At 71.5% G+C, this 23,382-nt stretch carries 21 protein-coding genes; 2 read left to right on the top strand and 19 right to left on the bottom strand.

Features of this window, described 5'->3' with window-relative positions:
* Positions 1–301: 301 nt before the first annotated feature.
* The 16 genes from aroQ to ABZ990_RS27210 all read right to left on the bottom strand — a co-directional run bounded on the left by aroQ (position 302) and on the right by ABZ990_RS27210 (position 16,451).
* Complete coding sequence (gene aroQ, locus ABZ990_RS27285; RefSeq protein ID WP_361236891.1) at positions 302–748, bottom strand: type II 3-dehydroquinate dehydratase; 447 nt, start codon at positions 746–748, stop codon at positions 302–304.
* A complete protein-coding gene (gene aroB, locus ABZ990_RS27280) occupies positions 745–1,839 on the bottom strand; it encodes a 3-dehydroquinate synthase (RefSeq protein ID WP_361236888.1) in 1,095 nt (364 codons plus the stop codon). Before aroB ends, aroQ begins: the two co-directional genes overlap by 4 nt.
* Complete coding sequence (locus ABZ990_RS27275; RefSeq protein ID WP_361236897.1) at positions 1,836–2,318, bottom strand: shikimate kinase; 483 nt, start codon at positions 2,316–2,318, stop codon at positions 1,836–1,838. Before ABZ990_RS27275 ends, aroB begins: the two co-directional genes overlap by 4 nt.
* A 53-nt stretch (positions 2,319–2,371) precedes the next feature.
* The gene (gene aroC, locus ABZ990_RS27270; protein WP_361236885.1) at positions 2,372–3,556 is read right to left on the bottom strand and encodes a chorismate synthase; all 1,185 of its coding nucleotides are present in this window, start codon (positions 3,554–3,556) and stop codon (positions 2,372–2,374) included.
* Between the two features lie 127 nt (positions 3,557–3,683).
* Positions 3,684–3,953 carry a hypothetical protein gene (locus ABZ990_RS27265; RefSeq protein ID WP_361236882.1) on the bottom strand — a complete coding sequence of 90 codons (270 nt, stop codon included), beginning with the start codon at positions 3,951–3,953 and terminating at the stop codon, positions 3,684–3,686.
* 96 nt (positions 3,954–4,049) lie between these two features.
* A complete protein-coding gene (locus tag ABZ990_RS27260; protein ID WP_361236880.1) occupies positions 4,050–4,883 on the bottom strand; it encodes a shikimate dehydrogenase in 834 nt (277 codons plus the stop codon).
* On the bottom strand, positions 4,870–6,834 hold the full coding sequence (gene mltG, locus ABZ990_RS27255) for an endolytic transglycosylase MltG (RefSeq protein WP_361236877.1): 1,965 nt from the start codon (positions 6,832–6,834) through the stop codon (positions 4,870–4,872). The genes ABZ990_RS27260 and mltG overlap by 14 nt, the downstream gene beginning before the upstream one ends.
* Before the next feature lie 100 nt (positions 6,835–6,934).
* A complete protein-coding gene (ruvX, locus tag ABZ990_RS27250) occupies positions 6,935–7,399 on the bottom strand; it encodes a Holliday junction resolvase RuvX (protein WP_361236874.1) in 465 nt (154 codons plus the stop codon).
* A gap of 2 nt (positions 7,400–7,401) precedes the next feature.
* Positions 7,402–10,071, bottom strand: coding sequence for an alanine--tRNA ligase (gene alaS / locus ABZ990_RS27245; protein ID WP_361236871.1), 2,670 nt, complete (start codon positions 10,069–10,071; stop codon positions 7,402–7,404).
* Positions 10,071–10,421, bottom strand: a complete 351-nt coding sequence (locus ABZ990_RS27240) for a hypothetical protein (protein WP_361236869.1) — start codon at positions 10,419–10,421, stop codon at positions 10,071–10,073. The genes alaS and ABZ990_RS27240 overlap by 1 nt, the downstream gene beginning before the upstream one ends.
* Positions 10,422–10,425: 4 nt before the next feature.
* Positions 10,426–10,857, bottom strand: a complete 432-nt coding sequence (locus tag ABZ990_RS27235; RefSeq protein WP_361236866.1) for a DUF948 domain-containing protein — start codon at positions 10,855–10,857, stop codon at positions 10,426–10,428.
* Between the two features lie 310 nt (positions 10,858–11,167).
* On the bottom strand, positions 11,168–11,782 hold the full coding sequence (gene rpsD, locus ABZ990_RS27230) for a 30S ribosomal protein S4 (protein ID WP_359875353.1): 615 nt from the start codon (positions 11,780–11,782) through the stop codon (positions 11,168–11,170).
* A 392-nt stretch (positions 11,783–12,174) separates the two neighbouring features.
* Positions 12,175–13,527, bottom strand: a complete 1,353-nt coding sequence (locus ABZ990_RS27225; RefSeq protein ID WP_361236862.1) for a replication-associated recombination protein A — start codon at positions 13,525–13,527, stop codon at positions 12,175–12,177.
* A gap of 144 nt (positions 13,528–13,671) precedes the next feature.
* The gene (locus ABZ990_RS27220; protein ID WP_361236859.1) at positions 13,672–14,298 is read right to left on the bottom strand and encodes a vitamin K epoxide reductase family protein; all 627 of its coding nucleotides are present in this window, start codon (positions 14,296–14,298) and stop codon (positions 13,672–13,674) included.
* Positions 14,299–14,465: 167 nt separating this feature from the next.
* Positions 14,466–15,728, bottom strand: coding sequence for a histidine--tRNA ligase (hisS, locus tag ABZ990_RS27215; protein WP_361236856.1), 1,263 nt, complete (start codon positions 15,726–15,728; stop codon positions 14,466–14,468).
* Between the two features lie 12 nt (positions 15,729–15,740).
* Positions 15,741–16,451, bottom strand: coding sequence for an MBL fold metallo-hydrolase (locus ABZ990_RS27210; protein WP_361236854.1), 711 nt, complete (start codon positions 16,449–16,451; stop codon positions 15,741–15,743).
* A 154-nt stretch (positions 16,452–16,605) separates the two neighbouring features.
* On the opposite strand from ABZ990_RS27210, the gene ABZ990_RS27205 reads away from it, so the two are divergent.
* Both ABZ990_RS27205 and ABZ990_RS27200 read left to right on the top strand, forming a co-directional pair.
* Entirely contained in the window at positions 16,606–17,403 is a 798-nt protein-coding gene (locus ABZ990_RS27205; protein WP_361236851.1) for a peptidylprolyl isomerase, read from the top strand.
* 222 nt (positions 17,404–17,625) lie between these two features.
* Entirely contained in the window at positions 17,626–18,855 is a 1,230-nt protein-coding gene (locus ABZ990_RS27200) for a DUF349 domain-containing protein (RefSeq protein WP_361236848.1), read from the top strand.
* A gap of 80 nt (positions 18,856–18,935) precedes the next feature.
* On the opposite strand, the gene ABZ990_RS27195 is transcribed toward ABZ990_RS27200, so the two are convergent.
* From ABZ990_RS27195 to secF, 3 genes are all read right to left on the bottom strand, one after another.
* Complete coding sequence (locus ABZ990_RS27195) at positions 18,936–21,452, bottom strand: bifunctional (p)ppGpp synthetase/guanosine-3',5'-bis(diphosphate) 3'-pyrophosphohydrolase (RefSeq protein ID WP_361236846.1); 2,517 nt, start codon at positions 21,450–21,452, stop codon at positions 18,936–18,938.
* A gap of 277 nt (positions 21,453–21,729) precedes the next feature.
* Positions 21,730–22,305, bottom strand: a complete 576-nt coding sequence (locus ABZ990_RS27190; RefSeq protein ID WP_361236843.1) for an adenine phosphoribosyltransferase — start codon at positions 22,303–22,305, stop codon at positions 21,730–21,732.
* Positions 22,302–23,381: a protein translocase subunit SecF gene (gene secF, locus ABZ990_RS27185; RefSeq protein WP_361236840.1), complete on the bottom strand. Its 1,080-nt coding sequence runs from the start codon at positions 23,379–23,381 to the stop codon at positions 22,302–22,304. The genes ABZ990_RS27190 and secF overlap by 4 nt, the downstream gene beginning before the upstream one ends.
* Position 23,382: the final 1 nt, after the last annotated feature.

The raw sequence follows: 23,382 nt of genomic DNA, 5'->3' as shown, positions 1-23,382 counted from the left end.
GTCCATGGGCGCGTGGCCGGGGCCGGAACCGGGAGGGGCGTGGCGTGTGCCGTACCCCCGGTGTCCGCCGGCCGCCCATGGGCGGGCGCCGGACCCGCGGGCGCCTGCGGCCAGCCCGGCGGTTCGTGCGGAGGCAACGGAGCCCTCATCGCGTGCTGCATCCGGTGCCCCACTCCGTCCCGTCGCGCCGAAACTTCCGCTGTTGCCGGAACGTTACCGCCCCCGGCTCCCTCTGGGGAAACGGCCGGGGGCGGTCCGACGTGCCCGGATGCGCGGCCGGCGGGGCGGCCGCGCGCCGCCGTCAGCCGTCGAGTTCCTCGGCGAGCGCGCGCAGCGCGAGCCGGTAGGAACCGATGCCGAAGCCCGCGACGGTCCCGGTGGCCACCCCGGCGACGACCGAGGTGTGGCGGAACTCCTCGCGGGTGTACGGGTTGGAGATGTGCACCTCGATCAGCGGCGCGGTGCGCTGGGCGGCCGCGTCGCGCATCCCGTACGAGTAGTGGGTGAAGGCGCCCGGGTTGAGGACGACCGGGAGCCTGCCGTCGGCGGCCTCGTGCAGCCAGCGGATCAGTTCGCCCTCGTCGTTGGTCTCGCGGACCTCGACGTCGAAGCCCAGCTTCCCGCCGAGGTCCCGGCAGGCGGCGACGAGGCCCTCGTAGGAGGTGGCGCCGTAGACGTCGGGCTCGCGCGAGCCGAGCCGGCCCAGGTTCGGGCCGTTCAGTACGAGCACCCGGCGGGGCCCGCTCACGCGGACACCTCGCCGTACGCCGCGAAGAGGACGGCCGGGTCGGGGCCCTCCAGGACGGTCGGCTTGCCGAGCCCGTCGAGGACGATGAAGCGCAGGAGGTCGCCGCGCGACTTCTTGTCGACCTTCATGGTCTCCAGGAGCTTCGGCCACTGGTCGCCGCGGTAGGTGAGCGGCAGGCCGACGGACTCCAGGACGGTGCGGTGCCGGTCGGCGGTGGCGTCGTCGAGACGGCCGGCGAGCCGGCCGAGTTCGGCGGCGAAGACCATGCCGACGGAGACGGCGGCGCCGTGCCGCCACTTGTACCGCTCGTTCTTCTCGATGGCGTGCGCGAGGGTGTGGCCGTAGTTGAGGATCTCGCGCCGGCCGGCCTCCTTGAGGTCGCCGGAGACGACATCGGCCTTGACCCGGATCGACCGCTCCAGGAGTTCGGCGGTGTGCGGGCCGTCCGGGGTGCGGGCGGCGGCCGGGTCGGCCTCGATCAGGTCGAGGATGGCCGGGTCGGCGATGAAACCGGCCTTGATGATCTCGGCGAGACCGCTGACGTAGTCGTGCACCGGCAGCGAGTCCAGCGCGGCCAGGTCGCACAGCACCCCGGCGGGCGGGTGGAAGGCGCCGACGAGGTTCTTGCCCTCGGCGGTGTTGATGCCGGTCTTGCCGCCGACGGCGGCGTCGACCATGCCGAGCACGGTGGTCGGCACGGCGATCCAGCGCACCCCGCGCAGCCAGGTCGCGGCGACGAAGCCGGCCAGGTCGGTGGTGGCCCCGCCGCCGACGCCGACGATCACGTCGCTGCGGGTGAAGCCGGTCTGGCCGAGCGCCTTCCAGCAGTACGCGGCGACCTCGACGGTCTTCGCCTCCTCGGCGTTCGGCACCTGGATGGCGACCGCCTCGTAGCCCTGGTCGGCGAGGTCGGCGCGCAGCGCCTCGCCGGTCTCGGCCAGCGCCTCGGGGTGGATCACGGCCACCCGCTTGGCGCCGGAGCCGATGAGGCCGCCGAGTTCGCCGAGCAGCTGCCGGCCGACCAGCACCTCGTACGGGTCGGTGCCCGCGGAACCCGCGATGGTGATCCGGGTGATGTCCTGGTCCGTCATACGTCCTTCAGCTCCAGTGCGTCGAGGACCGCCTGGGCGACCTCTTCGGGCGTGCGGTCGTCGGTGGCGACGACGGCGCTCGCGACTTCTTCGTACAGATGGCGGCGCGCGTCCATCAGCTCGCGCCACTGGCGGCGCGGGTTGACGGCGAGCAGGGGCCGGGCGGCGCCGAGGCCGGAGCGGCGGACCGCGGCCTCGACGTCCATGGAGAGATAGGCGACCGGCAGCGACGCGAGCAGGGCACGGGTGCCCGCGTCGAGCACGGCGCCACCGCCGAGCGCGAGCACACCCCGGTGCCCGGCGACGGCAGCGCGCACGGCGGCGCGCTCCAGGTCGCGGAAGTGGTCCTCGCCGTCCTCGACGAAGATGTCCGCGATCTCGCGTCCCTCGGCGGCGACGATGTCCGCGTCGGTGTCCCGGAAGGGAGCGCCGAGCCGTTCGGCGAGCAGGGCGCCCACCGTCGACTTGCCGGAGCCCATGGGCCCGACCAGGACGACGACCGGCCGGCCCGGGCCGCCGCTGTCCGGAGCCGTCACCGGATGCGGAGGTTGTCGAGGTAGGAACGCACGTTGCGGCGGGTCTCGGGGACGCTGTCGCCGCCGAACTTCTCCACGACGGCGTCCGCGAGGACGAGCGCGACCATGGCCTCGGCCACGATGCCGGCGGCCGGGACGGCGCAGACGTCGGAGCGCTGGTGGTGGGCGGCGGCGACCTCGCCGGTGGCGACGTCGACGGTGGCCAGGGCGCGCGGGACGGTCGCGATCGGCTTCATCGCGGCGCGGACGCGCAGCAGTTCGCCAGTGGAAAGACCGCCCTCGGTGCCGCCGGCGCGGCCGGTGGACCGGGTGATGCCGTCGGGGCCCTGGACGATCTCGTCGTGGGCCTGGGAACCCGGCACCCGGGCGAGGTCGAAGCCGTCGCCGACCTCGACGCCCTTGATGGCCTGGATGCCCATGAGCGCGGCGGCGAGCCGGGCGTCGAGCCGGCGGTCCCAGTGCACATGCGAACCGAGGCCGACGGGCACGCCGTACGCGAGGACCTCGACGACACCGCCGAGGGTGTCGCCGTCCTTGTGGGCCTGGTCGATCTCGGCGACCATCGCCTTCGACGCCTCGGCGTCGAGGCAGCGCACCGGGTCGGCGTCGAGCTTCTCGACGTCGGCGGGGGTCGGGAGGACTCCGTAGGGGGCCTTCGCGGCGGCCAGCTCGACCACGTGCGACACGATCTCGATGCCGGCCGCCTCCTTCAGGAAGGAGCGGGCCACGGCGCCGAGGGCGACGCGGGCCGCGGTCTCCCGGGCGCTGGCGCGCTCCAGGATCGGCCGGGCCTCGTCGAAGCCGTACTTCTGCATGCCCGCCAGGTCGGCGTGGCCGGGGCGCGGGCGGGTCAGCGGCGCGTTGCGCGCGGACCCGGCCAGCTCGTCGGGGTCGACCGGGTCGGCCGACATGACCTTCTCCCACTTGGGCCACTCGGTGTTGCCGACCATGACCGCGATCGGGGAGCCGAGCGAGAGACCGTGGCGGACACCGCCGAGGAAGGTGACCTCGTCCCGCTCGAACTTCATCCGCGCGCCGCGCCCGTAGCCGAGCCGGCGCCGGGCGAGATGGTCCGCCACCAGTTCGGTGGTGACCGGAACGCCTGCCGGAAGTCCTTCAAGAGTCGCGACCAGCGCGGGGCCGTGCGACTCCCCCGCCGTCAGCCAACGCAACCTGCTCAACGATGCTCCTCATGCTCGCGCCTGGCACTGGGGCGCGACCTGGGTGCGCGGTCCCGGTCCGCCGGGAACGATCCTCCCATGCCCGGCCGACCGGTCGATCTCCGGTCCACAGGACGGGACGGTCGTCTCACGTGTCGAGTGAGCTCTTGACTTCCCCGCGAACGGTCTCCGGCGGCTTCCGTTCCTCGCCCCGGTCGCGCCGTTCCCGCCGCTCGCGCAGCTTGTCCCGGCAGGTGGTCACGCCGATCCAGGCGGCCCCGGCGGCGATCAGCACGAGCAGCGGATAGCGGGCCCAGTCCGGCAGATGCCCGAACGCGACCCGCAGCCCGCTCACCAGCAGGCGCAGCAGGTCCACTGCCGGCTCCCACCGGGACGCGAGCAGCACGTCTCCCCCCATGTCTCCCCCTTGTTCCCCGGTTTCCCGGTTCCCCGGTTTCCCGAGGCCCCCGGCTTCCCCGCCGGTCCCGCCGTCCGTCTCGCCCCGGCCCTCGCGTCAGCGCTGAGCGAGCGCGCCCTCCCCCGCCGCCCGCATCGCCGCGAGCGGCCCGGGCGCCCGCCCGGTCATCTGCTCGACCTGGAGGACGGCCTGGTGGACGAGCAGGTCGAGCCCGCCCACCACCTTGCCGCCGCGCGCCGACCAGGCGGCGGCGATCCGGGTGGGCCAGGGGTCGTACAGGACATCGAAGAGTGTGCCGGGAGCGTCGGGGACCGCCGCCGCGAGCGCGTCCGTGGTCCCGGCCGGCGTGGTGGCCACGACCAGCGGTGCGGCGAACGCCTCCGCCGCGTCGTCCCAGGCCGAGGTGCGGACGTCGACGCCGAGGCGCTCGCCCCAGCCGCGCATCTCCGCGGCGCGCGCCTCGCTGCGGACGTACGCGGTGACGGGACCCGAACAGATCCGGGCGAGGGCGGCCAGCGCCGAGGACGCGGTGGCACCCGCGCCGAGCACCGCCGCCGCCTCCACCTTCTCGACGCCCCGCTCGCGCAGGGCGGCGACCATGCCGGGGATGTCGGTGTTGTCGCCGGTCAGACGGCCGTCCTCGGTGCGAACGACCGTGTTGACCGCCTCGACGGCGGCGGCGGTGTCCGTGATCTCGTCGAGCAGCGGGATGACCGCCCGCTTGAGCGGCATCGTGAGCGAGAGCCCCGCCCACGACGCGTCGAGCCCGTCCACGAAACCGGGCAGCGCGAGCTCGTCGACGTCGAAGCGGTCGTACGACCAGGTGTCGAGCCCGAGCTCCCGGTACGCGGCCCGGTGCAGGACCGGGGAGAGCGAGTGGGCGATGGGCGAGCCGAGGACGGCCGCCCGCCGCCGCTCAGTTGCCGGCATTGAACTTGTCCTTCAGTGTCAGGAACTCGTCGTGCGTCTTGGCGAACTCGGTCTTGTTCTTGCCGTCCGTCGCGACGAAGTACTTCCAGCCGTCGTGGGTCGGGTCGAGCATGGCGGCCAGGGCCTTGTCGCCCGGGTTGCCGATCGGTCCCGGCGGCAGCCCCGGGTGCTTGTACGTGTTGTACGGGTCCTGCTCGTTCTTGACCTCCTGCTCGGAGATCTTGATCTCGCTCTGCCCCTTCAGATAGTTGTACGTCGAGTCGAACTGGAGGAAGTAGTACGTCTCCTTGGGGTCGGAGAGACGGTTGTAGAGGACCTCCGCCATCTTGCGGAAGTCGTCGTCCGTCTTGCCCTCCGCCTGGACCATGCTCGCGATCGTCAGGAGCTCCCAGGGACCCTTGACGCCCAGCGCGGTCGCCTTGTGGTCGAGGTCGAGCTTGGTGTACTCGCCGTTCGCGTGCCCGACCATCCGGCGCAGCACGTCCTCCGGCTTGGCGCCCTTGGCCACCGGATAGCTCGACGGGAAGAGGAAGCCCTCCAGCGGGTCCTTGGTCTTGGGACGGTTCTTGGCCCAGTCGGGCAGACCGAGCTTGTTCGCGTCCTTGAAGGCGATGTTCTTGGTGGTGCCGGGTTCGAGGTCGAGGCGCTTGTCGATCTGGGCGTACACCCAGGAGTTGCGCTTGCCCTCGGGGATGATGAAGTTGCTCTGGCTCGCCGGGTCGAGCATGAGCGCGACCGCGCTCTGCGCCGACATCTCCTTCTTCATCGTGTAGACGCCGGCCTGGATCGAGATGCCCCGGGGGTTCTTCGTCTGGGCGGCGACGAAGGCGTCGACGCTCTTGACGACACCGGCCTTCTTGAGGATGTTGCCGATCTGGGAGCCGCTCGCCTGGCCCGGGATCTCGACCTGGACGCTGCCGCTGCCCTCGCCCACGTAGTCGGGCGCCGCCGCGAACCGGCCCTGGTAGAACTTGTAGCCGAAGTAGCCGATGCCTCCGACGCCGCCGAGGATCACCACGGCGACGACCATGCAGGCCATTCCGTTTTTGGCCTTGCGGTTCTTGCCGCCCTTGCCGCCGCGCCCCGAACGGGAGCCCCGGCCTCGGCCCGGCTCCTCGTCGAGGTCCTCGTCCTCGTCGTACTCGCCCTCGGATCCGCCCTGGTCGTCCCGGCCGTCCCGGTCGTCCCCGCGGCCCCGGCGGCCTCCGCGCCGTGCGCGGCCGGCCCGGCCGTCCTCGCCGTCGCCGTCCTCGCCGCCGGTGAAGAAAGGATGCTTCTCGTCCTGCGGGTCGGATTCCGCTTCCCACTCGGCGGCGGCCGGCTCCTGGGGAGCCTGGCGCCGGCCGGGGGGCTCGGGCGGGGGGTACGCCTCGGGCGTCCCGTAGAGGTCGGGCTGCCCGCCGCCGTACGGATCGGCGGGAGCGGCGTTGTACGGCATCGCCGCCTGGCCCGTCTCCCAGTGGCCGTCGTACTGCGGTGCGGGATACCCGTTCGCGTCGTAGCCGCTCTGGTCCCCGTAGCCCTGCTGCCCGCCGTAGGTCTGCTCCTGCGGATACTGCGGCTGGGGCTGCTGCGGGTGCTGTCCCTGCTGGGGATGCCCAGGCTGCTGCGGGTGCTGGGGCTGCTGTCCCTGCTGCCCGTGCTGCGCCTGCTGAGGGTGCTGCGGGTACTGCTGCTCCGGCTGATGCTGCGGATACTGCTGCTGTTGCGCGTACTGCTGGTGCTGCTGGTCCTGCTGCTGTTGCGGGTACTGCTGATGCTGCTGGTCCTGCTGCGGGTACTGCGGATGCTGTGGGTGCTGATACGCGCCGCCCGCGTACGGATCCGTCTGGCCGTACGTCGCCTGCTGCGGGTACTGCTGCTGTTGCTGGCCCTCCCACCCCTGGTCCCCGTACAGGGGATCCTCGGGGTGCCACGGTTCGGAGCCGGGGCTCCGGCCATACTCAGTCATCGTTCCCCAAACAGCCGCGAGGCTTCCGGACGTTCAGCCTCTACGTCGTGCGGCGGTGTTCGAACACCGCCGCAACGCGCGGAACGTTACCGTATCGCGATCAGAGCACCGCCTCGACGCCCTCGCCGGGAGGATTACCTGATACCCGTTCGGACTCAAGAGCGTTCTGAAGGATGATCACAGCGGCGGCCTGATCGATGACGGAGCGGCCCTTCTTGGCCTTGACGCCCGAGGCCCGCAACCCGTGGGTGGCCGACACCGTCGTCATCCGTTCGTCGACGAGCCGCACCGGAATCGGGGCGATGCCCTTGGCCAGCTCCCGGGCGAAGGCCCGGACCTTGGTCGCGGCCGGGCCCTCCCGCCCGCTGAGCGAGCGGGGCAGACCCACGACGACCTCGATGGGCTCGTATTCCTCGACGATCAGGCGCAGCCGCCGGTGGGCGGCCGGGACGTCACGTCCCGGCACGGTCTCCACCGGCGTGGCCAGGACCCCGTCGGGGTCGCACGAGGCGACCCCGATCCGGGCGTCCCCGACGTCGACGGCGATCCGACGTCCTCGGCGCATCGTCACGCCGTCTCCGTCACCAGGTGCTCGACGGCGGCCATGGCCTCGCCGATCGCCTGCGGGTTCTGGCCACCGCCCTGGGCGACGTCCGGCTTGCCACCGCCACCGCCACCGAGGGTCTTGGCGGCGGTACGGACCAGCTCGCCGGCCTTGAAGCCGCGCTCACGGGCGGCCTCGTTGGTGGCGATGACCGTCAGCGGCTTGCCGCCGACGGTGGTGAACAGGGCGACGACGGCCGGACGGTCCGAGGGAATGCGACCGCGGACGTCGAGGACCAGGCGGCGCAGGTCGTCGGCGCCGGTGCCGTCCGGCACCTGGCCGGTGACCAGGGCGACGCCCCGGATGTCCCGGGCGGAGTCGACCAGACCGGCGGCGGCCTGGAGGACCTTCTCCGCACGGAACTTCTCGATCTCCTTCTCGGCGTCCTTCAGCTTGCCGAGCATCGAGGAGATCTTCTCCGGCAGCTCCTCCGGACGGCCCTTGACCAGCTCCTGGAGCTGGGCGACGACCGTGTGCTCACGGGCCAGGAAGTTGTACGCGTCGACGCCGACGAGGGCCTCGATACGGCGCACGCCCGAGCCGATGGAGGACTCGCCGAGCAGCTTCACCAGACCCAGCTGGGCGGTGTTGTGCACGTGCGTACCGCCGCACAGCTCCTTGGAGAAGTCGCCGATGGTGACGACCCGGACCTGCTCGCCGTACTTCTCGCCGAACTCGGCGATGGCGCCCTGACGCTTGGCCTCGTCGATCGGCATGACCTCGGCGTGCACCTCCAGCTCGCGCGAGAGCACCTCGTTGATCTTCTGCTCGACGTCCGTGAGGACGGTGCCGGGGACGGCGTTCGGCGAGCCGAAGTCGAAGCGGAAGCGGCCCGGGGAGTTCTCCGAACCGGCCTGGGCGGCGGTCGGGCCGAGGGCGTCGCGCAGCGCCTGGTGGGTCAGGTGGGTGGCGCTGTGGGCGCGGGCGATGGCCCGGCGGCGGCGCACGTCGATGGCGGCGTAGGCGGAGGCGCCCACGGTCACCTCGCCGACCTGCACCGATCCCTTGTGCACATAGACGCCGGGGACCGGCTGCTGGACGTCGCGGATCTCGATGACCGCGCCGGAGTGCAGCTTGATCCGGCCCTGGTCGGCGAGCTGGCCGCCGCCCTCGGCGTAGAACGGGGTGCGGTCGAGGACGACCTCGACCTCGTCGCCCTCGGAGGCGGCCGGGGACGGGGCGCCGTTGGCGATGAGGCCGACGACCGTGGTCTCGCCCTCGGTGTTGGTGTAGCCGGTGAACTTCGTGGCGCCGGAGGAGTCGGCGATCTCGCGGTACGAGCTGAGGTCGGCGTGGCCGGTCTTCTTGGCCATGGCGTCGGCCTTGGCCCGGTCCCGCTGCTCCTTCATCAGGCGGCGGAAGCCGGTCTCGTCCACGGACAGGCCCTGCTCGGCGGCCATCTCCAGGGTGAGGTCGATCGGGAAGCCCCAGGTGTCGTGGAGCAGGAACGCCTTCTCGCCGGCGAGGACCGTGCCGCCGGCGGCCTTGGTCTCGGTGACGGCGGTGTCGAGGATGTTGGTGCCGCCCTTGATGGCCTTGAGGAACGCGGCCTCCTCGGCGAGGGCGACCGTCTCGATGCGCTTGCGGTCGGTCTCCAGCTCCGGGTACTGCTCGCCCATGGTCTTGATGACCGTGTCGACGAGCTCGCCGACGACCGGGCCGGTGGCGCCGAGCAGGCGCATGTTGCGGACGGCGCGGCGCATGATGCGGCGCAGCACGTAGCCGCGGCCCTCGTTGCCGGGGGTGACGCCGTCGCCGATGAGCATGACGGAGGTGCGCATGTGGTCGGCGACCACGCGCAGCGAGACGTCGCTGTCGTGGGTCTTGCCGTAGGCGACGCCGGTGAGCTCGGTGGCCTTGTCGATGACGACCTTGAGGGTGTCCGTCTCGTACATGTTCTGGACGCCCTGGAGGATCATCGCCAGGCGCTCCAGGCCGAGGCCCGTGTCGATGTTCTTCGACGGCAGGTCGCCGAGGATCTCGAAGTCGTCCTTGCCGGTGCCCTCGCCCCGCTCGTACTGCATGAAGACGAGGTTCCAGATCTCGACGTACCGCTCGTCGTTGACGGCGGGGCCGCCCTCGACGCCGAACTCGGGGCCGCGGTCGTAGTTGATCTCGGAGCAGGGGCCGCAGGGGCCGGGGACGCCCATCGACCAGAAGTTGTCCTTCTTGCCGAGGCGCTGGATGCGCTCGGCGGGGACGCCGACGACGTCGCGCCAGATCTGCTCGGCCTCGTCGTCGTCCTGGTAGACGGTGATCCAGAGCTTCTCCGGCTCCAGCCCGTAGCCGCCGTGCTCCACCGGGGTGGTCAGCAGCTCCCAGGCGAGCTTGATGGCGCCTTCCTTGAAGTAGTCGCCGAAGGAGAAGTTGCCGCACATCTGGAAGAACGTGCCGTGGCGGGTGGTCTTGCCGACCTCTTCGATGTCGGGCGTGCGCACGCACTTCTGCACGCTGGAAGCGCGCGAGAACGGCGGCTTGACCTCACCCAGGAAGTAGGGCTTGAACGGCACCATGCCGGCCGGGACGAGCAGCAGAGTCGGGTCGTCCGCGATGAGCGACGCCGAAGGGACGACGGTGTGCCCGCGCTCCTCGAAGAAGCTCAGCCAGCGGCGGCGGATTTCAGCCGACTCCATCAGTGGTCCTCATTCCGGTTGTACGAGATCGAATACGGGGTGGTACGGGGGGTGGCGGGGCGCGGTCCGAGCTCCGCCGGGGGGTGCACGGCCGGCAGCTCGCGGGCGGAGTCCGGGGGCGCCGGCGCGTCCAGGCCGAGCGCCTCGCCGAGTTCGGCCTCCCGCTGCTGCATGTTCGCCCGCACGTCGAGGGCGAAGTCCTTCAGCCGGTGGCCCGCCTCGACGGCCTTGTCGGCCGCCTGCGCGGCCAGGCTCTCCGGGGCCAGCTGCTTGAGCTTCCGGTTGACCTTGGTGGTGGCCCAGACGCCGGCGGCCGCGCCGGCGGTGAACCAGAACGTACGGCGGAACATCTGTTCAGCCCTTCTGCTTCCGGCGCCGTGCGGTCGGCACGGTGCGGCCGACGAGTACGGTGCGCCGCGCGGGCCCGGGCGCCGGCTCGGACCGGTCGCGGCCCAGCGCCCGGCGCACTCCGTAACCGAAGGCGGCGACCTTGACGAGCGGGCCGCCGAAGGTGGAGGCGACGGTGGAGGACAGCGCGGAGGCGTTGGAGGTGACTTCCTGGACGTCCGTGGCGATGGCGTCGACCCGGTCGAGCTGGGTCTGCGCCGAGCGCACGGCCGTGGAGGCGTCCGCGAGCAGCGGGACGGCCTGCTCGGTCACGTCCGCCACGAGCCGGGTGGTCGCCTTGAGCGTCTGCGCCAGCCTCACCAGCACCACGGCGAGGAAGGAGACGAGAATCGCCCAGAACACGGCCACCAGGATCCCGGCAACCTCACCACCGGTCACTGTGCACCGCTCTCTGCTGTCGTCGGGCGGGTGGACTGGCGTCCTCGCCCGGGTGGATAAGCGTGTTCCGACCCTATCGCGCCGGAGCTCCCCGCCCGTACCGGATTCCGGCCCGTCGCGGGGTGCACGGACGGCCGGTGCCGGGAGCGGGCGGACGGGATCGGCCGGGCGGACCGGCGGAGCGATCGCGCCGGCCGGGCCGGGCGGGCCCGGAGGTGCCGCAGACGCGGAAGCCCGCCGCTCCCCCGCCACGATGGGCGGGGAAGCGGCGGGCTGTGCACCGCGGAGGTGAGTACGGCGGCCGGCTGGATCAGCGGGCGTAGTACTCGACGACCAGCTGCTCGTCGCAGATGACCGGGATCTCCTTGCGGTTCGGGTCGCGGTCCAGGCGGAAGGCCAGGGCCTTCAGGTTCACCTGGAGGTAGCGCGGGGTCTCGCCGTCGGGGGCGAAGCCACCCTCGCGGGAGACCTGGAAGAGGGTCTTGTTGCGCGACTTCTCGCGGACCATCACGACGTCGTCGGGACGGACGCGGAAGGACGGCTTGTCGACCTTCTGACCGTTGACCTGGATGTGGCCGTGGACGACCATCTGGCGGGCCTGGTAGATGGTGCGGGCGATGCCCGAACGCAGGACCAGGGCGTCGAGGCGACGCTCGAGCTCGACGACCAGCGCCTCGCCCGTCTTGCCCTCGGCCTTCTTCGCGCGGTCGTAGGCGCGGGCCATCTGGCGCTCGCTGATGTCGTACTGGGCGCGCAGACGCTGCTTCTCGAGCAGACGGACCTTGTAGTCCGAGTTCTGCTTGCGGCCACGACCGTGCTCACCCGGCGGGTACGGGCGGGCCTCGAAGTACTTGACGGCCTTCGGGGTCAGCGCGATGCCGAGGGCACGCGACTTCTTGACCTTGGGACGGGACTGGTTCGGCATGAACCAACCTCTCTATCTCTTTCGAATACGGCTTCACCAGGGTTTAGGGAGGTCGCAATCCGCAGCCGGGAAGACCCGTCGGGTCCGGTCGAGGACCCGTTGGGCAGCCGCTCCCTGGTCTGGGCACATACGTGCAGCACGCGAACGACCCACCGCCGCTCCGGGGAATCCCGGTGGTGGTGGGTTGCCCGCGACACCTTCGAAGGTGCGCGACGCTCCTGGAGACCCGGCCCGAGGGCCGGTGCTCCGGCTGCCTGTCCCGTTCTGGTGATGCCGGCCGAAGCCGGACACGGGACGCAGCACTGTCGGTCAGTGTACCGGGTCCGCGGGACGCTCCGTACACCGAGGCTCCGGGGACCGCCCGCGTACGCCTCGGGGTACGTCGTCCGAGGTCAGGACTCGCCCCGCAGCCGCTCGCGCACCATGTCGGCCACGTCCGCGTACCGCGCCTCGGCGCCGTAGCGGGTCGGCTCGTAGTACCGCCGGCCGTGCACCGCGTCCGGGGCGTACTGCTGGGCGGCGATGGCGCCCGGCACGTCGTGCGGGTAGACGTACCCCTTGGCGTGGCCCAGCTTGGCGGCGCCCTTGTAGTGGCCGTCGCGCAGATGGGCCGGGACCGGGCCGGCGAGGCCGTTCCGTACGTCCGCGCGGGCCGCGAAGATCGCGTTCGTCGCCGCGTTCGACTTCGGGGCGAGCGCCAGGGCGATGGTGGCGTGGCTCAGGGTGAGCGCCGCCTCCGGGAAGCCGATCAGGGCGACCGCCTGGGCGGCGGCCACGGCCAGCGGCAGCGCGTTCGGGTCGGCGAGACCGATGTCCTCGCTCGCGGAGATCATCAGCCGCCGGGCGATGAACCGAGGGTCCTCCCCCGCCTCGATCATCCGCGCCAGATAGTGCAGCGCCGCGTCGACGTCCGAGCCCCGGATGGACTTGATGAGGGCGCTGGCCACGTCGTAGTGCTGGTCGCCGTCGCGGTCGTACTTCACGGCGGCCCGGTCGACGGTCTCCTCGACCGTCTCCAGGGTGATCTCCGGCTCCTTCTTGGCGAGGGCCGCGCCGGCCGCCGCCTCCAGGGCCGTCAGGGCGCGCCGGGCGTCGCCGCCGGCGATCCGCAGCAGATGCGTCTCGGCGTCCTCGGCGAGGGTCACCGCGCCGCCGAGCCCGCGCTCCTCCTCCAGCGCCCGGCGCAGCAGCCCGCGCAGGTCGTCGTCGGTGAGCGGCTCCAGGGTGAGCAGCAGCGAGCGGGACAGCAGCGGGGAGATCACCGAGAAGTACGGGTTCTCGGTGGTGGCGGCGATCAGCGTGACCCAGCGGTTCTCCACGGCGGGCAGCAGCGAGTCCTGCTGGGCCTTGGAGAAGCGGTGGATCTCGTCGAGGAAGAGGACGGTCTCCTTGCCGTAGCCGCCGACGGCCCGGCGGGCCCCGTCGATGACGGCGCGGACCTCCTTGACGCCCGCGGTGATCGCGGACAGCTCCACGAAGCGCTTGTTGGTGGCCTTGGAGACCACGTACGCGAGGGTCGTCTTGCCGATGCCGGGCGGGCCCCAGAGGATCACCGAGGAGGCGCCGGCCGGGCCGCCCGCGCCGTCGCCGACCAGCCGGCGCAGCGGCGAGCCCGGCTTGAGGAGATGGCGCTGGCCCACGACCTCGTCGAGGGTGCGCGGACGCATCCGGACGGCCAGCGGACTACCGGCCGGGTCCTTCTCCTGGCGTTCTTCGGCTGCTGCGGTGAAAAGGTCGGGCTCCACGGTCATGAAGCCTAAGGCAGGGCACCGACAACGCCGACAACGCTGGCAACGCCGCCAAGGCCGACAACGCGGTAAGGCCGGTCCGGGGGCGCGAGACGCCCCCGGACCGGCCTTACCGGTGTTCGTGTGACCGAATACCCCCGGTCAGCTGGTCCAGAAGTCCCACCAGCGGGTCAGGATCAGCATGCCGATGACCCCGATGTGCAGGGCCGGCAGCAGCCAGGTGAACTCGTCGAAGAAGGTACGCAGGGCGCCGGGTGCCGGGATCGTGCCGTTGCGGACGTTGAACGAGGTCGTGTACCAGAACATGATGATCGTGGCGATCCAGGCCAGGACGCACCACAGGCACAGGGCGTTGATCTCGTACAGCGCCTGGATCATGAGCCAGGTGCAGAAGGCGACGCCGAGGAACATGCCGGCGTTGAGGCCGAGCCAGTACCAGCGGCGGTAGCGGGCGCCCGCGAGGACGCCGACGCCGATGGCGATCACCACGGCGTACGCGGCGAGGCCCGCCATCGGGTTCGGGAAGCCGAACACGGAGGCCTGCGCGCTCTTCATCACGCTGCCGCAGGACACCACCGGGTTGAGGCTGCACCCGGGGACGAAGTTCGGGTCTTCCAGCAGCTTGAACTTGTCGATCGTGATCACCCAGGACGCCAGCAGTCCCGCGGCTCCGGTGATCACCAGAAGCCAGGCGAAGCCCCGGCCGGCCCCGAGCGTGCGGGAGTCCCCCCGCTCCGTGCTGTCGTGCGCGGCCGCTGTGTTCGTCATGTCGCCACCAGCTCTTCCTCGGTCTGCTGACCGAGCCCGGCGGTACCGGACCGGTCGTCTCTCCCCCCGCACAGGGTGACACGGGCCACGTCCGGAGATGCGGGCAGGGGCCCGGTCGCGCTCTTCGCGGACCGGGCCCCTGTCTTTCGTGCGTACGGCGGCTCGGCTCAGCCGAGCTTGGCGCGCACCGCGTCGACCAGCTCGTCCAGGGCGACGGCCTGCTGCTCGCCGGACTCCATGTCCTTGAGCTGGACCAGGCCCTCGGCGAGGTCGCGCTCGCCGGCGACCAGCGCGAGGCGGGCGCCGGAGCGGTTGGCGTCCTTCATGGCGCCCTTCAGGCCCTTGCCGCCGAAGGAGAAGTCCGCGGCGACGCCGGCCTTGCGCAGCTCGGTGATCTTGCCGAACAGCACCCGGCGGGCCTCCTCGCCGAGCGCGACGGCGAAGACGCTGGTGGCCGCCGGGAGGTCGAGGGTGATGCCCTCGGCCTCCAGGGCCAGGACCGTGCGGTCCACGCCGAGCGCCCAGCCGACGGACGGCAGCGCGGGGCCGCCGATCATCTCGGACAGACCGTCGTACCGGCCGCCGCCGCCGACCGCGGACTGCGAGCCCAGACCGTCGTGGACGAACTCGAAGGTGGTCCGGGTGTAGTAGTCCAGGCCGCGCACCAGCTTCAGGTCGTCCTCGAAGACCACGCCCGCCGCGGTGATCAGCGCGCGCACCTCCTCGTGGTACGCCTTGCACGCGTCGCACAGGTAGTCGCGCAGCAGCGGGGCGCCGGTGAGCTGCTGCTGCACCGACTCGCGCTTGTCGTCGAGGACGCGCAGCGGGTTGATCTCGGCGCGGCGCAGGGTGTCCTCGTCCAGGTCGAGACCGCGCAGGAAGGTCTGCAGGGCCTCGCGGTAGACGGGGCGGCACTCCTTGTCGCCGAGCGAGTTCAGCAGGATGCGGAAGTTCCGCAGGCCGAGCGAGCGGTATGCCTGGTCGGCCAGGATGATCAGCTCGGCGTCGAGCGCCGGGTCCTCGGAGCCGATGGCCTCGGCGCCGACCTGCGAGAAGTGGCGGTAGCGGCCCTTCTGCGGGCGCTCGTAGCGGTAGTACGAGCCCGAGTACCAGAGCTTGACCGGGAGGTTGCCCTGCTTGTGCAGGTTGGCCTCCAGGGCCGCGCGCAGCACGGAGGCGGTGCCCTCGGGGCGCAGGGCGAGCTGGTCGCCGCCCTTCGTGGTGAGGGTGTACATCTCCTTGGTGACGATGTCGGTGGACTCTCCGACACCGCGGGCGAACAGGTTGACGTCCTCGAAGCCGGGGGTCTCGACGTAGCCGTAGCCGGACGTACGCAGCGGCGCGGCGATGGCCTCGCGCACGGCCAGGTAGGTCGCGGAGTTCGACGGCAGCAGGTCGTACGTGCCCTTGGGGGCCTTGAAGGTGCTCACGTGGATTTCTCGTCACATTCCTCGTCGGGGAGCCCGGGTGGCGCTCCCGAGGCCGGAGGCCACCTGCCGTACGTACGGGTTGGTGGCGCGCTCCTGGCCGATGGTCGTCTGGGGACCGTGCCCCGACAGCACCACGGTCGAGTCGTCGAGCGGCAGGACCACGCGGGTCAGCGATTCGAGCATCTCGTCCATGTCACCGCCGGGCAGGTCGGTGCGTCCGATGGAGCCGGCGAAGAGCAGGTCTCCGGAGAAGAAGACGGAAGGGATCTCCGTGGTCTCCGGGGTCCTGAAGGTCACCGACCCCTTGGTATGCCCGGGCGCGTGCGCGACGGAGAAGTCGAGGCCCGCCAGCTTCACGGTGGCGCCGTCGGTGAGCTCGCGCACGTCGTCGGGCTCGCCCACGGTCAGCTCGCCCATGAGGGGCATCCCGATGGAGCGGCCGAGGGCCTTCTCCGGGTCGCTCATCATGTACCGGTCGGCGGGGTGGATCCACGCGGGTACGTCATGGGCGCCGCAGACCGGGACGACGGAGGCGACGTGGTCGATGTGTCCATGAGTGAGGATCACCGCGACGGGCTTGAGCCGATGCTTCCTCAGCGTCTCCTCGACTCCCTGGGCGGCCTGGTGGCCCGGGTCGATGACGACGCACTCCTCGCCTGCGGCGGGGGCGACCACGTAACAGTTGGTGCCCCAGGCCCCGGCGGGGAACCCGGCAATCAGCACGATCGTCCTTCTCGTCTCGTCCGGTGATGGCTGCGGCCGTGTGACATGCAGCGGATCAGAGTTTACTGGCGGTGTCTGTTCCACAGCCAACCCGTATACGGTACGGGCACACCCGGCCAGGACTGGACTGGCGATCGACGAAGGAGCGGAACCGGTGGTCAGCAGCGATCAGCGGCGGCGGCAGCTCGCCAGGGAGAAGTACCTGCGGCAGCAGCAGCGGCGCGTGGAGGCACGGCAGAAGGCACGGCGGAACACCGTCATCGCCTCCGCGCTCGCGGTGGTGCTCGCCGCCGGCGGAGCGGTCTGGGCCTCGGTGGCCCTGTCCGGGGACGACTCCCCGGCCTCCGACGCCGCACCGGCCGGCGGGTCGGCCACGCCGGCCCCGGAGAAGAGCGAGTCCGCCGAGCCCAAGCAGCCCGAGCCGGCGATGACGATCGACAAGAAGGCCGCGTACACCATGGCGCTGAAGACCAGCGCCGGTGACATCACGGTCACGATGGACGCGGCGAAGGCCCCGCACACCGTGAACTCCTTCAAACACCTCGCCGACAAGAAGTACTTCGACGGGACGAAGTGCCACCGGCTGACGACGGCGGGCATCTACGTCCTGCAGTGCGGCGACCCGGAGGGCACCGGCCGAGGCGGTCCCGGCTACGCGATCCCGGACGAGAACCTGACCGGCCTCGGCAAGGCCGGGGAAGACGGCTCGGTCACCTTCCCGAAGGGCACCGTGGCGATGGCCAACGCGGGCCCGGGCACCGGTGGCAGCCAGTTCTTCCTGGTCTACAAGGACACCCATCTGCCGCCGAACTACACGCCGTTCGGCACCTTCGACGCCGAGGGCGTCAAGGCCGTCGAGGACGTGGCGAAGGCCGGTGTGCAGGGCGGGGCGGACGACGGGGCTCCGAAGAAGGCGGTCACGATCGAGAAGGCCACCGTCACGAAGAAGTGAGCCCGCGTGTCGCGGCCGGAAGAGGCCCGGGGACCGTACGCGCGCGAGGCCGTGGAATTCGGTCGCGCTGAGTGCGGACAGCCGGGCCGCCGGTCGCCTAGATTGGCGTTGTGCAGCGCCGGCCGTCGGCCGGGCTGTGGAGGGCGGGCGAGACCCGCCGGGAATCCGTGGACGATGCCAGGGGGCGGGTCCCCCGTGACGGCATCATGGTGAGGAGGCGCTGTGAGCAGCGACCCGTGGGGCCGCGTCGACGAGACGGGCACCGTGTACGTGCGGACGGCCGAGGGCGAGAAGGTCGTCGGATCGTGGCAGGCCGGCAGCCCTGAGGAGGCGCTGGCCTACTTCGAGCGCAAGTACGAGGGCCTGGTGGTCGAGATCGGCCTCCTCGAGAAGCGGGTGAGGACCACCGACCTCTCGGCGAAGGACGCCACGACGGCGATCGAGCACATCCGCACCCAGGTCGACGAGCACCACGCGGTGGGCGACCTGGCGGCGCTGGCGGCCCGGCTCGACAAGCTGGTCGAGACGGTCGATTCGCGCCGCGAGGAGCGCAAGGCCGAGAAGGCGAAGCAGGCCGACGAGGCGCGGGTCGCCAAGGAGGGCCTGGTCGCCGAGGCCGAGGAGCTGGCGCAGAGCGAGCAGTGGCGCGCGGCCGGCGAGCGGCTGCGGGCGCTCGTGGACACCTGGAAGGGCCTGCCGCGGCTCGACCGGAAGTCCGACGACGAGCTGTGGCACCGCTTCTCGCACGCCCGCTCGGCCTTCAGCAAGCGCCGCAAGGCCCACTTCGCCGCGCTGGACGCCCAGCGCGAGGACGCCCGCAAGGTCAAGGAGCGGCTGGTCGCCGAGGCCGAGTCGCTGGCGAACTCGACGGACTGGGGTGGCACGGCCGCCCGCTACCGCGAGCTGATGTCGGAGTGGAAGGCGGCGGGCCGGGCCCAGCGCGAGCACGAGGACGACCTGTGGAACCGCTTCCGCGGCGCCCAGGACGTGTTCTTCGCGGCGCGTGGCGAGGTGTTCGCCGAGCGCGACGCCGAGTTCGGCGAGAACCTCAAGCTGAAGGAGGAGCTGGTCACCGAGGCGGAGAAGCTGGTGCCGGTGACGGATCTGAAGGCGGCCCGTGCCGCGTTCCGTGCCGTCAACGAGCGCTGGGAGGCCATCGGCCACGTCCCGCGTGACGCCCGTCCCCGTATCGAGGGCCGGATGCACGCGGTGGAGCGCGCGATCCAGGAGGCCGAGGAGGCCGAGTGGCGTCGCACCAACCCGGAGGCGCGGGCGCGTGCCGCGGGTCTGACGGGTCAGCTCCAGGACGCGGTCGACAAGCTGCGCGGCCAGATCGACACGGCTCGCGCGGCGGGCAACGACGCCCGGGCCGACAAGCTCTCCAAGGAGCTCGAGGGCCGTCAGGCGCTGCTCGACCAGGCGCTGAAGGGTCTGCAGGAGTTCGGCGGCTGACCCGCTGACCTCACGGACACGAGGGAAGGGCCCCCGGCACGTGCCGGGGGCCCTTCCTCGATGAACGGCGTGCCGGGGTTTTACGGCCTGCGGGCGCTGGTCACCCGGTAGACGTCGTACACGCCCTCCACGCTGCGGACCGCCTTCAGGACGTGCCCCAGGTGCTTGGGATCGCCCATCTCGAAGGTGAAGCGCGAGGTGGCCACCCGGTCGCGGGAGGTCTGGACGGCCGCCGACAGGATGTTGACGTGCTGGTCGGACAGGACGCGGGTGACGTCCGACAGGAGCCGCGACCGGTCCAGCGCCTCGACCTGGATGGCGACGAGGAAGACCGAGGACTGGGTGGGCGCCCACTCGACCTCCAGGATCCGCTCGGGCTCCCGGGACAGCGAGTCCACGTTGACGCAGTCGTTGCGGTGCACGGAGACGCCGCTGCCCCGGGTGACGAAGCCGATGATCGGGTCGCCGGGCACCGGGGTGCAGCAGCGGGCCAGCTTCACCCACACGTCGTCGACGCCCTTGACCACGACACCCGGGTCGGAGCTGGAGCGCCGCTTGGAGCGGCCGCGGGTGGGCGGGGCGGTCTCGGCGATGTCCTCGGTCGCGGCCTCCTCGCCGCCGAGGGCCTGGACCAGCTTCTGGACGATGGACTGGGCGGTGACATGGCCCTCGCCGATCGCCGCGTACAGCGAGGAGATGTCGCTGTAGCGCAGCTCGTGGGCGAGGGTGACCAGCGAGTCGCCGGTGAGGATGCGCTGGATCGGCAGGTTCTGCTTGCGCATGGCCCGCGCGATGGCGTCCTTGCCCTGCTCGATGGCCTCGTCGCGGCGCTCCTTGGAGAACCAGGCGCGGATCTTGTTGCGGGCGCGCGGCGATTTGACGAAGCCGAGCCAGTCGCGGGAGGGCCCGGCGCCGGCCGCCTTGGAGGTGAAGACCTCGACCAGGTCGCCGTTGTCGAGGGTGGACTCCAACGGTACGAGGCGGCCGTTGACGCGGGCGCCTATCGTGCGGTGGCCGACCTCGGTGTGCACGGCGTACGCGAAGTCGACCGGGGTGGCGCCGGCGGGCAGCGCTATGACGTCGCCCTTCGGGGTGAAGACGAAGACCTCGTTGCGGGACAGGTCGAAGCGCAGCGACTCCAGGAACTCCGAGGGGTCCTCGGTCTCCTTCTGCCAGTCGAGCAGCTGGCGCAGCCACGCCATGTCGTTGACGTGGTCGTCCTTGCCGGCCTTCTTCGGCACGTCGGTGCGCACCTTGGAGGCGCCGGCGACGGCCTCCTGCTTGTACTTCCAGTGCGCGGCGATGCCGTACTCGGCGCGGCGGTGCATGTCGAACGTACGGATCTGGAGTTCGACCGGCTTGCCGCTGGGCCCGATGACCGTCGTGTGCAGCGACTGGTACATGTTGAACTTCGGCATCGCGATGTAGTCCTTGAACCGGCCGGGGACCGGGTTCCAGCGCGCGTGGACGGTGCCGAGGGCCGCGTAGCAGTCCCGGACGGTGTCCACGAGGACACGGATGCCGACCAGGTCGTAGATCTCCGCGAAGTCCCGGCCGCGGACGATCATCTTCTGGTAGACGCTGTAGTAGTGCTTGGGCCGGCCGGTGACGGTGGCCTTGATCCGGGCGGCCCGCAGGTCGGCCTGGACCTCGTCGGTCACGACGGCCAGGTACTCGTCGCGCTTGGGGGCGCGCTCGGCGACGAGGCGGACGATCTCGTCGTACATCTTGGGGTAGAGGATCGCGAAGGCGAGGTCCTCCAGCTCCCACTTGATGGTGTTCATGCCCAGCCGGTGCGCCAGCGGGGCGTAGATCTCCAGGGTCTCGCGGGCCTTCTTCTCCTGCTTCTCCCGCTTGAGGTAGCGCATGGTGCGCATGTTGTGCAGGCGGTCGGCGAGCTTGATGACCAGGACCCGGGGGTCCTTGGCCATGGCGACGACCATCTTGCGGACGGTCTCGGCCTGCGCGGCCTCGCCGAACTTGACCTTGTCGAGCTTGGTGACGCCGTCGACGAGCAGGGCGACCTGGTCGCCGAAGTCGCGGCGCAGGTCGTCGAGGCCGTACTCGGTGTCCTCGACGGTGTCGTGCAGCAGCCCGGCCATCAGCGTCGCCGGGTCCATGCCCAGCTCGGCGAGGATGGTGGTGACGGCGAGCGGGTGCGTGATGTACGGATCGCCGCTCTTGCGCTTCTGGCCCCGGTGCCAGCGCTCGGCGACCTGGTAGGCGCGCTCGATCTGGCGCAGCGTGGCCGTCTCGATCTTCGGGTCGTTGGAGCGGACGATCCGCAGCAGCGGTTCGAGGACCGGGTTGTACGGGGAGGAGCGCTGGACGCCCAGGCGCGCGAGGCGGGCCCGGACGCGGCTGGAGGAGCCGCCCGAGCGGGCCGGCGACGCCGCGGCGGGCGCGGGCCGCGCGGGCTCGGTGCGGCCCTGTTCGGTCCTCGCGGGGGCGGGCCGGGCGGCGGAGGCGGGCGCGGGGCCTGCGGATCGGGGCCGGTTCTCCGCGGGCTCGTTACGGTGCGCGGCGGCCTCGGACGCGGGCTGCTGGGCCTGCTTGTCGGGCTGCGCGGCGGAGAGTGACTGGGCCTCGTCTGGCAAGAGCGCTCCTCGGGAGTCCCCCCGGACGGAGTCTGGGGGTGGTTCCGGGTCCCCGGTCAAGGCCCGGAAAGGCCATCGTATCGACCCGCAAGCGGCGGTGCTCGCGCGCCCGGGGCGGGAGGACGGCGACCGCTGCGCGCGGTGCGTGGGGGCCGCTCCTCGCGGTGCGCGAGGGCCTCGCCCGGAACGTTCCGGAATGTTCCCGGGTCTGTGGGAACAACGACGGGGGCGGTCCGGGGAATTCCCCGGACCGCCCCCGTGCCGTGCGGGACGACCGTCAGACGGTGATCAGCGCCGTGAGCGGAGCGTCGCCGAGGGCGGGCTCCAGACGGGCGCGGCCGGGCAGGAAGCCCAGCTCCATGAGGACCGCGACGCCGGCGACCTCGGCCCCGGCGCGCCGGATCAGTTCGAGGGACGCCTCGGCGGTGCCGCCGGTGGCGAGGACGTCGTCGATGACCATGACGCGGTCGCCCGCCGCCAGGTCCTCGGCGTGCACCTCGATCTCGGCGGTGCCGTACTCCAGCTCGTACGCCTGGCTCAGGGTGGCCCCGGGCAGCTTCCCGGCCTTGCGGACCGGGATGAAGCCGAGACCGGCGCGGACGGCGACCGGCGCGGCCAGGATGAAGCCGCGGGCCTCCAGGCCGACGATCTTCGTGGCCCCGGCCTCGGCGCACAGCCGGGCGAGGGTGTCGGTGAGCGCGGTGAACGCCTCCGGGTCCGCGAGCAGCGGGGTGATGTCCTTGAACATCACCCCGGGCTTCGGGTAGTCGGGGACGTCCCGGATCCGGCTGAGCAGCAGTTCGCGGGTGGTGTCCGCGTCGCTCAGGACGTCGCTCTGGGTGTCGATGCTCATCCGTGACGCTCCGTGGACCGGCCGCGACGGGAGCGCTGGCCGACGACGGCGGGCTCCGCCATGTCGTCGGCGAACGCGTCGCCCGTGTCCTGTTCGTCGCCCTTGGCGGCAGCGGCGGACCGCTTGGCCAGGACGCGCTTCTTGAGGGCCTTCATGGCCGGCTCGCGCTCCTTGAGGTCGGCGACGAGCGGGGTGGCGATGAAGATCGAGGAGTACGCACCGGCGGCGAGGCCGACGAAGAGCGACAGCGAGATGTCGTTCAGCATGCCGGCGCCGAGGACGCCACCGCCGATGAAGAGCAGACCGGCGACCGGGAGCAGGGCCACCACCGTGGTGTTGATCGAACGGACCAGGGTGCCGTTGATCGAGCGGTTGGCGACGTCGCTGTAGGTCCAGCGGGTCTGCTTGGTGATGCCCTTCGTCTGCTCCTTGAGGGAGTCGAAGACGACGACGGTGTCGTAGAGCGAGTAACCGAGGATCGTCAGCAGACCGATGACCGTACCGACCGTGACCTCGAACCCGACCAGCGAGTAGATGCCGACGGTGATCGTGAGGTCGTGGATGAGCGCGACGAGCGCGGCCACCGCCATCCGCCATTCGAAGGCGATGGCGAGGTAGATCACCACGAGGATCATAAAGACCCCGAGGCCGGTCCATGCCTTGTTGGCGATCTGCTCACCCCAGCTGGGGCCGACCAGCTCGGCCGCGATCTTCGGCTCCTCGACCTGGAGGTCCTTGGCGAGCTGGGCGCGCACCTGGTCGGACTTGCCGGTGTCGAGGCCGCCGACCTGGATGCGCAGCGAGCCGTTGCCGAGCTTCTGGACGATGGCGTCGTGACCGGACGCCTCCTCCGCGTACTCGGTGGCCTTCTCGACCGAGACGGTGGTCTTCGGGGTGGTGAAGACGGCACCGCCCTGGAACTCGATGCCCATGTTCAGTCCGCGGACCGCGAGGGCGACGATCGCCGTGATGGTGATCAGGATCGACAGGCCGTACCAGATCCTGCGGTTGCCGATGAAGTCGTAGCCGACCTCACCTCGGTGGAGCCGGGCGCCGAGATCTCCGAGCTTCGACATC

The sequence above is a fragment of the Streptomyces sp. NPDC046203 genome, assembly GCF_040646255.1.
Lineage (GTDB): Bacteria > Actinomycetota > Actinomycetes > Streptomycetales > Streptomycetaceae > Streptomyces.
The sequence above is the reverse complement of the archived record's forward strand: the minus strand, read 5'-3'. Positions and strand labels throughout refer to the sequence as shown.